A 15,150-nucleotide genomic window follows, 5' to 3' on the forward strand; every position below is an offset into this window, starting at 1 on the left:
CAGGCTAATTATCGAATACAAAAGTAATCTATCTGTATTCTTAAAGGATGACAAAAGAAATCCTTTTGTCATCCATGTGTATTCTCTGTATCTGGCAGCCTCAAACCATCAAGAATCTGGCCATCAACTGAAGCGATGAAATCACGGACAACCTTATCTAGCTGGCCGACGTCCTGATGTGCAACGGAGACATCTTTACCAGTGGTAGTTTTACCGTTGCGGTGAACAATATCGTGGCGCTGCTGAACCGCACGGTTCAGAAACGAGCGATCTTTTTCCGGAAAGGAAACCAGCAAAACATCTTTAAAAATTCCCCTGACCTTTTCAAGGTCATGATAAAGAATCGAATCCAGAGCATCGGCAATCAGTCTGTCTATCTTATCGAGCGTAATAAAAAGACTGGAGAGATCCAGCTTGGTATCTTTCTGAAAAGGTTTGTACCTTTCCACGAACCTGCGTCTTACGGAATCCTCCTTGACGGCACGTTTCATAATGTCAGACAGGTAAGCCTCCAGGGCGGTAATGATGCTCGAGTAACACATCCGCTGCATAACCAGATTCTGGGGGGCGCTGTCTGAGAGCGATTTAAAATCATCGAGCGAGGCCATAACACTGCGGCAGGGGCGAGTTGCACTGGCACTGATTTCTTCCAGGTCGTGAAAATCTTCGACATATTCATTCAGAACCAGCTCTGTGATGTCCAGGACACAAAGGGTGTCGTCACTGAACAGACTCAGGACAGCCAGGTCATAAAAGTATTCGTCACTGCACGGAAAGTTATAACCTCCATCTGCCCGGTACGGTAAATCGACGAAGGGGGAACTTACCATCGCCGAGAGAAGAGGCGTTTCTGTTTCGCGCCAGGTAAAGACCCCATATCCGCCAAGAGGCCATGCCTCAGCAGTACGAAAAAGATCCCGCCAGTCACTAAGTGTGGTACCAGTAATGGCATCGCGCATTTTTTCCAGGCTTGGAGTTATGTGCATGTAATACAACTCACTCTCGCGCAATGGTAGAGCCTCATCCAGCTGAGACTGCAGACTGGCAACGGCAATATCAAGCTGTTCAGTAAAGTGAGTTTCCAGTGTGGCCATATCATAGCCCTGCAGGGCCATGCGCCGGCGGATCTGGCCGACCGTTGCCCGGTAACCAATAAATGACCCGTCAGGAATCACCTTCCCGCTGCCGTCCTGATTGATCTCCCTGACCCGGTCTTTGGGCAGGAAAAACCAGGGATCATAGCTGTTCTGAACTTCATGGAGAGAAAACTCCCCGACATCAATACCGGTCCAGGTTGACATAAAAATTCCTTAAACCATCACTACAGGGAAGAAGGGCGGTTACGCAGCAACGCGACGGCAGCGGCTGCATCCAGTGTAAACCGGACCTGCTGACCGGCAGCCACATCCAGCGCAAAAATCCGCAGATAAATTTCCGTCGATTCAAATTTTTCATGCCCCATCAGTCCCTGCAGGATCTTCGGGTGCACATGGCCATACAGCAGGTGCATGGCAAAACTGTGCCGGAAACTGTGCGGCGAAATCTCGGTGCTGAAGAACACCCCGTCGCGTCCGGCAGCATCGACCGCGCGGTTCAGCCAGTTGCGGACGGTACGATCGGAGACTCCCCACACCGGCAGTGAGCGGCGTTCCCCGGTGACGCTGTCGTCCTCAAAACGCTCCTTCGTACTGGCGAACAGCCGGCGCATCTCGTCCACGTAAACCGGATCGGAGAGCGGCACCACCCGGTTGGCACTTTTGCCTTTTTTCGGGCGGCCGCCACCGGCACGCCGCTGTTTGGCTGTGCGGATCACCACATGCGGAATGTCATCACTGAGATGGAAATCGCGCCGGCGCAGCGCGAGCACTTCGTTGATGCGCCCGCCGGTATTCCAGAGGGTGTTAATCAGGGCGTGCTGGCTCCAGTCGGGAAGGTAGTGAAGCAGGGCCGCAATTTCCGGTGCCAGCAGGTAGCGGGGCAGGTCCGTGTAGTGCCGCGCCATTTCGCGCAGCGCCAGTGCCCGGCCGTAATCGAACGGGGCAGGGAAGGGATCACCCGTATGTGCGGGGTGAGCAGGATGCACAGTCAGCTGATTCATTAACCCTCACTGAAAGGAAGATGACGCTGCGTGAATTCTGGCGGGAAATCCCCCTACCGCCAGTCTATTTTTCACGTAGCGCAATCTGGTTACGGTATGGCGTTATTTTCGCCACTCCGGCGTCAGGCTGCCACTGAAAAAACCCGCTGAGCGGTACGCGCTGAATTTCCGGTTTCCGGAAATATACCATAAAACGGAAAGAAGTTTTTTGGCAGGTGGATCGGAAAAGGATCCGCCGGGGATCCTTTTTGCCTGGATGAAGTGTAAACGGGGAGGAGAAGGCACAAGATGTCGTGGCCCGACGCGAAAAAACGCGAGCACGTACCAGTTGCCGGAAATAACAGAAAACGGAAACCACCAGGACGGTGAGTAAAGAAGGGCGGTAATTTTCACAGTGTACGACAAGTCCATCATTTTTCATTTTGTCATAACGGGGTCGCGTCGTATGGTGAGTGCGTACCCCACTGACCTGCCTGCGGCGGCAGCTGGTATGAACCTGTTACGATGAAAAATGAGGAAAAAAATGGCAATACACAAACTTTCGAAAGCGTTTTACACCAACCTGCATGTCGAATGGCCGTGCCCGGCCTGCGGACAGCTGACGCTACAGATAAAACAAGAAACACTGCATGATGCGGATACCTATGAATCCCGCAAAATATGGGAAGAGGAATGGTCGCAACCTGATATGTTATCGGGGGTTTTTTGCTGTATGGCAGAATGCTACAGACCCCAGTGCAGGGAAGTGGTGGTCTGCTCAGGGACGAGTGGCAATGAAGAGGACTGGGATGATACCGGTCTACAATATTATCGTGTATATACGCCAGTTAACTTCGTTCCTCCCCTTAACCCTTTTAAAATATATGAAAAATGTCCCGCTGAAATTTCTGAGCCACTTGTTGCATCCTTTTCTGTTTACCTGGCTCAGCCCGGTTCTGCGGCCAACCTGATCCGGATCACTGTCGAACGGCTGCTGACAGCCATCGGTGTTCCCGAGCTGAATGACAAAGGCAACCGGATATTTCTGCATCAACGAATCGAAAAGCATCTGCCCGGAAACTATTCTGGCTATGCCAGACAGTTAATGGCCATCAAGTTTCTCGGAAACGCCGGCAGCCATACCTATGACGAAGTTAAAATCAGCGATATCGAGGATGCATTTGAGATAATGGAATATGTCGTGAATGATATTTTCTCGGAACGTAAAGAATCCATAGAAGTGTTGACCAAAAGACTGCATGACAGGTTCGGAAAGAAAGAATAACAGCTTTGAAGGTTGTCAAATTACTCAGAAGTACAGATTGGTTTAGAAGAGTATGGGTTTACTGATATTTGGACAGGGTGCAGAGGTTCCTTTGTATTTAGGATGGGTTCTCTTCATTCACTTTCGATGAGCATGAAGTTATTCAGTAATTCAATTAGCCAGAAAAACAAGAAGTGCATACCTGCATTTCTGATGATCTGCAATAGTCCATACTTCATTCACTATAGGATGTCTACTGGTTTATATCTTTTCTTGCCTAAAAAATAGGCAAACGAACTCAAAAAAGTGATTGACTTCTTGAAAAACACAAGTAGGGATGGTAATATAGTTTTATTCTGAAGGACTAATAAATAAACAGTCTGAGGTCGACAGACCAGGGCAACCCAGAATAAAAATAATAACGTCAGGTGTCCTTTTACTGTTGACTGAAATAGTCGCACAGGCTCCGGCGTTCGTCTGGAGTTTTTTTTACCCCAGATAAAATACACGCGAGTTTATATACCGGTGAAAATCGGAAGGACTCGTACACCCTGAAGTACTGATCCCACTAAATGTGAGTAAGGAGCAAATATGGTTAACCATTGAATAGAAATGTAAGAACCGGCGTTAATCGCCACTATTACCTATTAATCAATACAGGGTTTTCTATGAAAACTTTTAATGCAGTACACAGACGTAATATCCGATTGGCTAACAGAGGGGAATCCTATGCCGCAAAATGCACAAACGATTATCAACAACTTTTATATTGGTCCGGTAACGAACCAAGTCTCCGCCACAAACCACCTCCCTGATAAATCAGATCAGAGTGATGCCGCAACTATTCCTCCACCCGATAATAAATGGGGAGCAAAGTTGCTTTTAGGTATCATTGTCGCGTTAATCATGTGGATAGTGAAGTCAGTGCTGACACCACTATTGCTCCCGCTGCTCATTTTCTACATGAATGCTTTTCTGGCTGAGGGGCTACTTACGATAGGGTACTGCGTAGCCGGATATCTGCTGACACCTCAGCTACGCAAGTTCTTTAAATACTTAGGTGAATAAGAAAACATAAGGAGTGTTACGAGCACTCCTTATCTATATTATAGGCATTTGAGCAAAAAATCAACGGTGCTGTTTTTTTGAATTACAAATGAAATTCATATGTAATACATTTAAGCATTAAAACCCGCATCGTTACTCAGATGTTCTCTTTTATGGTTTTAAGAACCTTTTCAGGCCCTGCGCTTTGAGCCAGGTACAGACCTGCGCGTAAAAGTGTGGATACAGTGATGTTTTTATTGGTCAGCGACTGGATCTGCTCAACCAGCTCCTGCGCCAGCATTTTCTCAGCGGCCGTCATACGAACCGTTTTGGGTGTTTCTGACGTGGTGCGTTTTTTGGTCACACTCAGGTTCGTCAGTTTCTGGCGCTCACCGTTTTCTGCTGCTGCCGGTTTCTCTATACTTGGTCTGGCCAGCGGTTTTTTCGCCATTTATGCCACCTCTTTTTGCGTTTTTTCTTCCAGCTCGCGTGCAAGCTTGCGGTAATCGTTCAGAGCAAGCGATCCCTTTGCATAATAATACAGAGGAATACAGGCAACCTGGGACTGGACGATGGTCTGATCGGCCCTTATGGAGGATTCCAGTACCCGACCTTTTAGGCGAGGATGTTGCTCCAGCTGATCTTCGATAAATTTGTTAATTACCTTGTTGGAACGGTTATATTCATTACGGAAGACGCTGAAGCGCTTATATTCACCTTCATTGATTTCATCCATGAAATCGAGCATCACCTCCAGCGCGCTGAGGGCAAAACTCCCGCCATCGATCGGCACAAGAACATGATCGGCCACGTAGATTGCATTTCCGGTGGCAAGGTTCAGACCGGGTGAACAATCGATAATGATAAAATCATAATCACCGATAACGGTCTGTAAGTGACGGTAGAGTATTTTTTCGCGATGACTGCGGGTCAGGGTCTGTTCAAGGGTTTTCTCAAAGGTAGGATCTGCAGGCAGAAAGTCCAGATTCGGAATATCGGTATCGCCGGCTCTGGCAGGAATAATGGCTTCACGAATATCAAAACGGGCGTTGGCGTAAAGATCACATATCGTATGCCCATACTGGGCATAAAATTTACGCCCGTGTGCCAGAACCTCAGTGGCATTGGCCTGCTGATCGGAATCAATGAGCAGCCCCCTGCGGCCTGACTGAGCCATTGCGACGGCAAGGTTTGTCGCGGTCGAAGTCTTACCCGCACCACCCTTGTTATTCATGACGGCTAATACCATCGCTTGTCTTTTATCCGGTGTTCTACTTGCCATGCCAGTTTCCTCGTGAAAGTGAAATACAAACAGACCACATATGTAATATTAAGGTACGACTATAGCATTACAAATGTAATACACAAGAAATCTTTAAAGTAAGATTTCTTAGAACTTTTTTTGGAATAGTGGGCTGGACAAGTGCGACAACCTGTCACATTGATGCAGACTAAGTAGGAATACGTCAGCTGAGGCTGCAGCAGTCTTGCATTGGATTATATCTATGAATATGAGGTGTGATGACTCCATAGATTTGTAGCGTTTATTAATACCTGCCATTACCGGCGCAGCTGCGCCGGAATGCTTGCCAAGCTGCTATGTCGCCTGGCTAATGGACTAAAACTCTGTCATTCAAATGAGTATTTTTGATTTTTCTAATTCTGTTACGGTTAAGGGAAGCTGTTGCCTGAATAAACAATCCAGATATTCGTCGACGCCCATTGCCGGTCTTGACATGCTAGTCCTGGCCCGGTTAACCGCTTTTAAAACATGTGCAGCATTCAGATCCAGCAAATCCACGATAAAATCGTCTGGATGCATGGCTTCAATGCCATACTGATTCAACTCACCAGGCGGAAAATCTTTGAGATTAGCGGTGACAATTATCTCTGAATGAGATTTTATGGCAGCAGCGAGAACGTGCCTGTCATCAGGGTCAGGTAATGTCAATCCGCCAATAATAGATTGATAATTAGTCACATTTGCATCTGGTAATGCCTTGTTCATCAGTTGCACTGTGCGCTCTAACTTAGCCGCGTCATAACCAGGATTGTTTGCTAATAAGTTACGCGTCCACTCGTCCTGAATATCCGCCGTCCACTTAGGTTGGCATAAATCAGTTAAACCAATATGCATCAACAGGTTGCGTAGTGGCGACGGATACAGGACACATGCGTCAAAAACTACCGGGTAGGGAGTGTGTATCATTTTGTTCCTCAAGCTCCTGGCTGAGGTCGGACAATTCTTTCATTGCTGCGAGACTTTCTTGAAGTCGCTGATCCTTGTATCTGATCACATCAGCAAAGAAGACTCTACGGTGCCGACCGGTTTTATGATAAGGCAGTAATCCATCCTCAAGCAGTTTCACCAGATGAGGACGTGAAACGTTCAGTAAGTTGGCTGCCTCCTGCGTTGTTAATTCAGCTTGCACAGGAACTACCTGTACAGCGTTACCAGATGCGAGTTCTCCAAGAATGCTTAACAGCAGACGAAGTGCCGAAGTGGGTAATTCGATCTGATGGGCTACATCCTGCGCATCCTTAATGGATATTTTCTGTGTCTCAAATTTAGTAACTAAATGTTCTGCAAGTGCTTTCTGGCTACGTATTGCGATATCAATCTCCTGTTTAGCCGGAAGGCTTACTTTATCTAGAGTTGAAATGGTCATGTTCATTATTCCAATTGAGTGTTTCTACGGTTTCTGTGGTTTCTACGGTTTCTACGGTTTCTGTGGTTTCTGTGGTTTCTGTGGTTTCTGTGGTTTCTGTGGTTTCTGTGGTTTCTACGGTTTCTACGGTTTCTACGGTTTCTACGGTTTCTACGGTTTCTACGGTTTCTACGGTTTCTGTGGTTTCTGTGGTTTCTACGGTTTCACGGTTTCACGGTTTCACGGTTTCTACGGTTTCACGGTTTCTACGGTTTCACGGTTTCTACGGTTTCTACGGTTTCACGGTTTCTACGGTTTCACGGTTTCACGGTTTCTAGGTTTTCTACGGTTGTTTAAGTAAACAGTATTTGATCTTGAATAGAGGCTATACGAAACAAACGAAAAACGCAATATTCGAAACGAAATACTCGAAACATCGCTTACTTGTTGAAGGTATTCACTTGCGATAGGTGGTATAAAATGGGTATCCCTAAATGATACTGGCAATAATTGAGTGAAGCGCATATTATGTGACCAGTCAAAAGTAACCCCATTAAGTGTTACTACATAAAAGTTACTGAGAGCACAAAAAATGTACATTTATGCTTACCTACGTGCATCAACTGTCGAACAGGATGCTCTCCGGGCAAAAAACAGGCTAAAAGAGTTTGCTTCTCATCATGGCCACCGAATTGCTGGTTGGTATGTGGAAAATGCTTCCGGCGCTTCTCTTGAACGACCGGAGCTGAACCGTATGCTTTCAGATATGGAATCTGGTGATGTGATACTCATTGAGCAGGTCGACCGACTATCTCGTCTGACTGATAATGACTGGGAGTCACTCAAGCGACGGATACATGAAAAAGAGCTGTCGGTGATCAGTCTGGATTTGCCAACCAGCCATATAGCACTCACTCAGGCTGCTTCTGATGACTTCACCCGTAGTATGCTCAGAGCTGTCAACGGAATGATGCTCGATATGCTGGCAGCTATTGCACGTAAGGATTATGAAGATCGCCGACGGAGACAGAGGGAAGGTGTGGATAAAGCCAGGCTGGAAGGGAAATATGCCGGACGCCAGCCAGATGTGGCTAAACATGAATTAATCAGGACATTACGCTTACAAAACGGTAAATCCATTAATGAAACAGCGCGGCTTGCCGGGGTTTCAAGAATGACTGTTATTCGTGTGTGCAAAGATAACCAAGCAAGGCAGAGTACAGCCTCTACCGGGATCTGAGGTTACTAGAATATGAAAATGACTTCACATGATATAAAAATCTTTAATCAGCTTTTTGAAAGCACCCCAGGCTACATTCTGGATTTCAGTGACAGAACTATGCGCGAGTTCTTCGAGGAGGAACTGTGCATCAATATAGAAGATGAAGCATACCTTGAAGATGGCACATCTAAAGCTAAAAGGCTTCGCTGTTTTATTAAGAAAACGGACCGTAACACAGTACTTAATGTTATCACCAGATTATGGGAATACAGGAAAACCATTTCGGGCGGTACCATCACCGCTCAGGATGAAGCTGCATATCGTGGATTTATCGCAAAAATTCAGGGGGCGGACAGTCAGACTGCATATGGTATTACACCCGCATTCATCGTCCCTGCTGGTATAGATAACGATTATTTCATCCGCAGCCTCGAGTCCATGCATAAACAACTCCCCCAGCAACGAGGGTATAGTTTTGAAGTGTGGCTTAACGAGCTATTCGCCGCCTTCTGGCTATCTCCTAAAGGCGCATTCAGGCTTAAAGGCGAACAGATAGATGGTAGTTTCCTACTGAATAACGAGACCTATCTGGTTGAGGCAAAATGGCACAGTGCGAAAACCGGTAATGCCGATCTTCATGTCTTTCAGGGAAAGCTAGAGCAGAGGGCAGCCTGGGCGCGCGGCGTATTCATAAGCTGGGCAGGTTTTACACGGGACGGTCTGGATGCATGGGGGAAGGGGAAGCGGGTTATCTGCATTAGCGGCTATGATCTTGTACTGATGCTGAAAAATAACATCAGTTTCAGGGTGTTGATGGAAGAGAAAATTCGACGTGCCGCCGAGACTGGAAATTTATATGTCAAGATAGACGAGATTTATCCGAACCTTAGCAAATGACAAAGATTATGAACGCTAAATACACCAATCAGTGATCTGATCGAAGCGAGCTGGCAGCCGGAACATAATTCCGGCAGCGTCAGCAGCCTCGCATTTTTGTCTTCTTTAAATGATAATTCGCCAGCCATGCCTATCCCTGTATTCAGAAATCCCGCCCCCCGTGACTGTGTTGCTTCGGTAACGAATACAGTCTGGAAACTATGGATATGTCATTGCAAGCTGGAGTACATCCCCTCTATTCATGATATGTTCCTCTCCGGTCTCATATCCGGACACAAACATGTCCTCGACTTCATCTTTGTCAGTACGTTCACGCCAGACGTTCTGCGAAGAACGCCAGATGGCGATGACTTTTCCATTCGTCGAGATCAACTCACAATGATGCGGTGAATGCTCCTTGAGCCACATCTCACAATCTGCCCCTGGCTTACTGGTCAGATACGCATACATACAAAGTAACGAACCAAAAGTGTTCTGGGAAACATTACAGACCGTACATGCGTGACACTTCCATATTGTTGCTCTTGCCATAATCAATGTCCTTATTATTAAGCTTCTATTAGTTATATTTATTTATCATCACCCGCGTGACATTCCGTTGCCCGCCTGAAGTGATTAGCCAGATAAAAGTCACTGCTAGCAATTACCGGACGCACCTTTCCCGCACTTCCGGAAAATCCATAATAGCAGGACTTCCGGAAATGATGAGGAAGGGGTTCTCTGGACTGACCCGTGAAGTCAGGCTGAAATGCGGAAGGCAACCATCATCTAACTCCTTATATTATACCACATTTTTTGATTCTGTTTCAAAAATCTGCGCAGAAAACAGCCATGATCCGGGACTGAAGGTTTTCGGATCCCGGATGACAAAACGCATGATATTTCCTGTAAATGCAATTATTCATAACATTTATATTCATATATGTTAAAAGTGCGAAATTAGCATCAGTTGTTGGTTATTATTAAGATTTCAGCAACAAACCGTATCCCACCCGCTTCGTTAAAAAAACCGAAGGTCATCAGAAGCGCTCACTGATCGTTCCGGGCTGAGACGGTGGCAGCGTCACGGGTAATGTCTCTATTTTATTGGTCGTGAGGAAGGCCGGATAATGGCCAAACTAAGAAGCCATAGCATTGGGGGCAGCCTGCTGATCTGGTATGATCGAGCAGAGGCTCATCTCAATGAGCAATCCCCGCAACAAATTTTTTCGGGGTGCAACAGACCCTTTAGTGTCCAGGCCTGAAAAAAAAGAAAGCACGGTCTCTGAGAGACTACGGTCCTTACGCAACCATACCGGTTAGCAAGCTTTATATTTTCATTATGACTATCTGTATAACAGGGGAATGAATGTGATTAAAAAAATATGCGAAGTGATTGATGGAGAGTATGTCTGTGACATTGATATCAGTGTGGAAGAATGGAAAACTTTATTAACAAATGATAAAGTTTTTGACACAAAAAGTATTGCAGCGTTAAAAAAATGGTTTATTGAGCCAAATCATTCCTGCACATGCTTCGATATTGGTAAGAAGTACGACCTGCACAGCATGAGTGCTAATGGAGTCATAAACGGACTGGGTGGCAGAGTTCAAAAAGAACTTGGTAGATTCGAGGTTAAAGGTGTCGGAAATATCGCATCCGGTACAAAATTCATTACCGTAATGAAGAGTAAAGAAATCGGCGGAAAACCCAAAAGAAACTTATGGACAATTCGTGAGGAACTTGTTCAGGCAATTAACGAACTGGATTTTTTTGGTACAACAGAAATGGCCAGCAGTGAGTATTACTCTGACGATGAGTTGATCAATGCCATAGAGAAAAGTAATATCTTTGACAACGTTCAGACGTTTGAATATACAGGGGAAGCCAAACCAAAGAAAAATGCAATAGAAGTAAAAAATGGCCTCTCGTATCCCAGGAGTAAAGGCGTATCCCAAAATGCGCTGAATAAAGCAGGTTACAGATGTGAAGTCGATAGTGACCACCCAACATTCAGAAGGCGAAATTCATCCTTAAATTACACAGAACCTCATCACATTGTACCTATGTCCAGGCAAGATGCTTTTGACACATCTCTTGATGTTGAAGAAAATATCATATCTCTGTGTTGCAATTGCCATAAACAAATTCACCTTGGTCAGGGTTATGAAGATATGCTGAAAGAAATATACACTGCGCGAAAAAGTTTATTAAAAAAAGTTGGTATTGATATATCACTGGAAAACTTGATTCTTTATTACAAAATGGAAAGTAAGTGAGATTCAAACGAGAGTGATACCTTCGTTTTATTGGTCGGGATGAACAGCAGATGAGGTTTCCGGCAAGTATCGGGTCCAGAAACTTTCTGTTAAAAAAGAGGTAAAAGTAGTCTTGAGCCCTGACTGCGAATTGCCATTGCGCATGACCAGAGAACAGGACGAACCCCTGCCAAACCCAGGCATGAGAAACACTTTTAAAACATAGACTTAATTAAAATCAGCAATTCCCATCGAAATAATAAGCAAGCAGAATTGGCTCAGGTGAATTTCACTCGGTGCAGTGCATGCGTTGGGGGTTTTAAAAGGAAAAACCCGAAATGAATCGGGTTTTGATTAATTAACGATTAACAGGTTCCCGTGCCCGGGAACACTCTGACTGTACGCGCAATATATTTTTTCCGCAATCATTATTTTTGATTACCAAGCCATTTATTCATCTGCTCAATTTCACCTTTTTGAGCTTTAATGATGTCCTGCGCGAGCTTTCTCATTTCCGGATCTTTTCCGTATTTTAGCTCGGTCTCAGCCATTGCTATTGCCCCTTCATGGTGTGCTACCATGCCTTTCGCAAAAGCCTTGTCGGGATCGGAATCTTTTACAGCGGCCATCATTTTGTCATGCATACCTTTCATGCCGGACATATATTCCTGTGACGATGCCGATGAGGATATATCTGACATTTTCATTTCTGAATGTTCTGCGGAAATCGCTGGCAGGGATAACATCAGTATAACAAAAAGCGAATTTGTGATTTTCATATAATAAACCCTTTCAGATGGTTACCGGATAAGTTTAGCTGAGTCAGACAAAAAAGCCCCCTGAAGGGGGCAAAAAATAACAACATATCCGTATAAGGGACAATCTCTCAAGGAAAGGGTAACCGCACGGAAACTTCAGTTGTCATCAGCCCGCATTGATCATGCGGCGGTGTGCATCAGCCATAGCCTGATGGGGGCCGGACTGACCGTTATTCGTAAATTCATGGGCAACAGCTGCTCTTTCATGTTCATTCATCGCCGCAAACGAAGTCGCCGGACGGGAAGCGTTAACGGTGCCAGTTCCCATCATCTTCTGATGACTTTCCGCCATTTTTTTATGTGCATCTGCTGAACCATTGTTCATGGTTTCATGAACAATAATAGCCTGTTCATGCTGATCCATACCGGCCATCCGTGGAGCTGCCCCCTGGATGGCGGCTGGAGTTGAAGAAGACTGCATCTGATGGGCCGGAGCCTGAGCATTATTGACACGCTCATGGATATTTACAGTTTCAGTGGCCCAGGCCGTAGAAATTAAGCTCAAACCTAACACTGATGCTAAGACGATATTTTTCATGGTAACTCTCCATTTCTGAATTAGTGATGTCCGTGAATTTCGATCTGTGTCCTCAGTAGTACAACTGACAACTCTACAGACCTTATTCCGCCGGGATGAGGCTTTAATACAACTCCTGGCTTGTGCTGATGCCGTGTATGGATGAAGTAATAATGCCTTCCTGATAAGTTGCACTAATTATATCGAATGGCTTCTGTTTGCTGCATGACAGGCTAATGACATCTTTGTCATTTAAATCTTTATTCTCAGTACTGGGTTTCCGGAATCATTTTCTCCAGTCTGGGCACGGATAGGATAAAACGAGTTGAACGTACGTCCGATTCCACCTGCACTCTTCCGTGATGTGCTTCCACGATGGACTTCACAATCGCAAGGCCGATGCCGCTGCCTTCTCCTTTTCGTTGTCTGGACGGATCTACCCGATAAAAACGGTCAAACAGCCTTGATAAATGCTCTTCAGGGATTGGTTTCCCCGGATTTTCAATCACAAGGTCAAAAAAGCTCTCCTGCTCTCTTATTGAGACGGTGATTGCCTGTCCCTCCGGGGTATAACGCAGGGCATTGGATAACAGATTATTGATCGCCCTTCTGAACATTTGTGGATCTCCCTCAACCAGGCAGGGCATCCCGTTAAATTTGAGCGTGATATTGCGTTCTTCGGCCCAGGCTTCGAAAAACTCGAAGACTTTCATGACTTCCGCTCTGAGGTCAAACATGACCCTGTCAGGTATCAGCTGATTATTATCTGCCTGTGCCAGGAACAGCATATCGCTGACCATTTTGGTCATCCGGTTATACTCTTCAAGACTGGAATAGAGGACATCCTCAAGTTCCCTCTGTGTTCGATCCTGACTCAGTGCGATTTCAGTCTGCGTCACCAGATTGGTGATGGGCGTTCTGATCTCATGCGCGATATCGGCAGAGAAATTGGCCTGGCGGGTAAAGACATCCTCAATCTTTCCAATCATATGATTGAACGAGATAACCAGTTGCTCCAGCTCAATGGGAACGCGTGTCGGTTCCAGTCGCGCATCAAGATTCTCGGAGGTGATGTTTTTAATGGCATTGCTGACATTACGAAGGGGCAGGTGCCCCTGACGGACAGCGATTCGAATGATCAGAACAATCAACAGGCTTATCACGACGGCAATCGCAATCAGGTTCTTTTTCAGCGCATCGAGGTAATGGAGATGGAAATTAATGGATAGGCCAGTCAGCATGACATAGTTCTGCTGTTTGCCCTGAAATATCGCCTGACCAGAGGAGGCGATAATCCTGTATGTTTCCATCTTCATTTCGGACCCGGTATCCATCGGTCCCGCAGGATCCTCCACCGTCCAGGGAAAGACATCCCGTGCGCGGCTGTGCTCGCTAAAATCTGCTGAATTCACTGCCGGGCGTAGTGCCGCCCCCTGAGCTGAGCTAAAGAGCACTTCCCCCCTGGGATTGAGGAGCAAAAGGGCAACGTTGCGGTAGCTGGCAATTGATTCCTTTATTTTGCTTATTTTTTTATCATCCGGATCCACCGGGGACTGCAGTATACGGTTCAGTGTGGTGCTGATTTGTTGAAGATCGCTGACATCCTGCTCGGCAAAATGATTTTCAACAGAATGCAGCATAAACCAGGTGAAGGCGATAAAAGCCAGTATCGTGGACAGGCTGATAAAAAAGGTCAGCCGCAGAGCGAGTGAGAAAGGGCGTCTGGAAGGTTTGCTATGCATCCGGGACCTCCAGCATGTAGCCCACGCCCCGGACTGTCTGGATCAGCTTTGTCCCGTAATCGTTGTCTATTTTAGCGCGGAGTCGCTTTACTGCGACATCGATCGCATTAGTGTCGCTGTCAAAATTCATGTCCCAGACCTGAGAGGCAATCAGGGAGCGGGGAAGAACCTCTCCCTGATGGCGAATGAAGAATTCCAGCAGGCTGAACTCTTTACTGGTGAGCACAATGCGGTTTCCGGCGCGACTGACTTTTCTGGATACGAGATCAATCGAGAGGTCAGCCACCCTAAACTGGCTTTCCGTGATCATCGTGTTTCCCCGCCTCAGAAGGGTTCTCACCCGGGCGAGCAGTTCGGCAAACGCAAAGGGTTTAACCAGATAATCGTCCGCACCCAGTTCCAGTCCTTTGACCCTATGTTCGATCGTGCCGAGGGCTGTCAGCAGTAAGACCGGCATACCCTTTCCGGCAGTGCGCAGCATGCGGATGATATCCCAGCCGTTCACATCAGGTAGCATGATATCCAGAATGACTAAATCATACTCGGCTGTCATGGCGAGATGATATCCGGTAAGACCATTATCAGCGTGATCCACTACGAACCCTGCCTCTGTAAGCCCTTTGCTGAGATATTCACCTGTTTTAATTTCGTCTTCGACGATCAATATTTTCATCTTGCTC

Annotated in this window: 15 protein-coding genes; 5 read left to right on the forward strand and 10 right to left on the reverse strand. The window is 46.3% G+C overall.

Annotated features, from left to right (window positions below; all coding sequences use genetic code 11):
• Positions 1–68: 68 nt before the first annotated feature.
• Both N7922_RS24985 and N7922_RS24990 read right to left on the reverse strand, forming a co-directional pair.
• Positions 69–1,301 carry a HEPN/Toprim-associated domain-containing protein gene (locus N7922_RS24985; RefSeq protein WP_263101012.1) on the reverse strand — a complete coding sequence of 411 codons (1,233 nt, stop codon included), beginning with the start codon at positions 1,299–1,301 and terminating at the stop codon, positions 69–71.
• A gap of 20 nt (positions 1,302–1,321) precedes the next feature.
• Positions 1,322–2,098: a tyrosine-type recombinase/integrase gene (locus N7922_RS24990; protein WP_263101013.1), complete on the reverse strand. Its 777-nt coding sequence runs from the start codon at positions 2,096–2,098 to the stop codon at positions 1,322–1,324.
• 523 nt (positions 2,099–2,621) lie between these two features.
• Between N7922_RS24990 and N7922_RS24995 the strand changes: the two genes are divergently transcribed.
• Together N7922_RS24995 and N7922_RS25000 are read left to right on the forward strand one after the other, a co-directional pair.
• Positions 2,622–3,362 (forward strand): DUF4145 domain-containing protein, encoded by a 741-nt coding sequence (locus tag N7922_RS24995; protein ID WP_134319277.1) that lies wholly within the window; start codon positions 2,622–2,624, stop codon positions 3,360–3,362.
• Between the two features lie 708 nt (positions 3,363–4,070).
• The gene (locus tag N7922_RS25000) at positions 4,071–4,409 is read left to right on the forward strand and encodes a hypothetical protein (protein WP_263101014.1); all 339 of its coding nucleotides are present in this window, start codon (positions 4,071–4,073) and stop codon (positions 4,407–4,409) included.
• 136 nt (positions 4,410–4,545) lie between these two features.
• Here the strand turns inward: N7922_RS25000 and N7922_RS25005 are convergent, their stop codons facing one another.
• The 4 genes from N7922_RS25005 to N7922_RS25020 form a co-directional block, all read right to left on the reverse strand.
• Positions 4,546–4,839, reverse strand: coding sequence for a hypothetical protein (locus N7922_RS25005; RefSeq protein WP_263101015.1), 294 nt, complete (start codon positions 4,837–4,839; stop codon positions 4,546–4,548).
• Positions 4,840–5,670, reverse strand: coding sequence for a ParA family protein (locus N7922_RS25010; RefSeq protein WP_134319275.1), 831 nt, complete (start codon positions 5,668–5,670; stop codon positions 4,840–4,842).
• A 351-nt stretch (positions 5,671–6,021) separates the two neighbouring features.
• Complete coding sequence (locus tag N7922_RS25015) at positions 6,022–6,597, reverse strand: PIN domain-containing protein (protein WP_134319274.1); 576 nt, start codon at positions 6,595–6,597, stop codon at positions 6,022–6,024.
• Entirely contained in the window at positions 6,566–7,057 is a 492-nt protein-coding gene (locus N7922_RS25020; RefSeq protein WP_016495551.1) for a helix-turn-helix domain-containing protein, read from the reverse strand. The genes N7922_RS25015 and N7922_RS25020 overlap by 32 nt, the downstream gene beginning before the upstream one ends.
• A gap of 571 nt (positions 7,058–7,628) precedes the next feature.
• On the opposite strand from N7922_RS25020, the gene N7922_RS25025 reads away from it, so the two are divergent.
• The 3 genes from N7922_RS25025 (at position 7,629) to N7922_RS25035 (ending at position 11,414) form a co-directional block, all read left to right on the forward strand.
• The gene (locus N7922_RS25025; RefSeq protein WP_134319272.1) at positions 7,629–8,276 is read left to right on the forward strand and encodes a recombinase family protein; all 648 of its coding nucleotides are present in this window, start codon (positions 7,629–7,631) and stop codon (positions 8,274–8,276) included.
• Between the two features lie 12 nt (positions 8,277–8,288).
• Entirely contained in the window at positions 8,289–9,155 is an 867-nt protein-coding gene (locus tag N7922_RS25030; RefSeq protein ID WP_134319271.1) for a restriction endonuclease, read from the forward strand.
• 1,350 nt (positions 9,156–10,505) lie between these two features.
• Entirely contained in the window at positions 10,506–11,414 is a 909-nt protein-coding gene (locus N7922_RS25035; RefSeq protein WP_263101016.1) for an HNH endonuclease, read from the forward strand.
• A gap of 407 nt (positions 11,415–11,821) precedes the next feature.
• Here the strand turns inward: N7922_RS25035 and N7922_RS25040 are convergent, their stop codons facing one another.
• From N7922_RS25040 to silR, 4 genes are all read right to left on the reverse strand, one after another.
• Complete coding sequence (locus tag N7922_RS25040) at positions 11,822–12,172, reverse strand: DUF305 domain-containing protein (RefSeq protein WP_032716639.1); 351 nt, start codon at positions 12,170–12,172, stop codon at positions 11,822–11,824.
• Between the two features lie 145 nt (positions 12,173–12,317).
• Positions 12,318–12,749, reverse strand: coding sequence for a silver-binding protein SilE (silE, locus tag N7922_RS25045; protein ID WP_007374411.1), 432 nt, complete (start codon positions 12,747–12,749; stop codon positions 12,318–12,320).
• Positions 12,750–12,994: 245 nt separating this feature from the next.
• A complete protein-coding gene (silS, locus tag N7922_RS25050; protein WP_263101017.1) occupies positions 12,995–14,470 on the reverse strand; it encodes a copper/silver sensor histidine kinase SilS in 1,476 nt (491 codons plus the stop codon).
• A complete protein-coding gene (gene silR, locus N7922_RS25055; protein ID WP_007374413.1) occupies positions 14,463–15,143 on the reverse strand; it encodes a copper/silver response regulator transcription factor SilR in 681 nt (226 codons plus the stop codon). Before silR ends, silS begins: the two co-directional genes overlap by 8 nt.
• Between the last annotated feature and the right edge of the window lie 7 nt (positions 15,144–15,150).

The sequence above is a fragment of the Kosakonia sp. ML.JS2a genome, from assembly GCF_025642095.1.
In the GTDB taxonomy this organism is placed as follows: Bacteria; Pseudomonadota; Gammaproteobacteria; order Enterobacterales; family Enterobacteriaceae.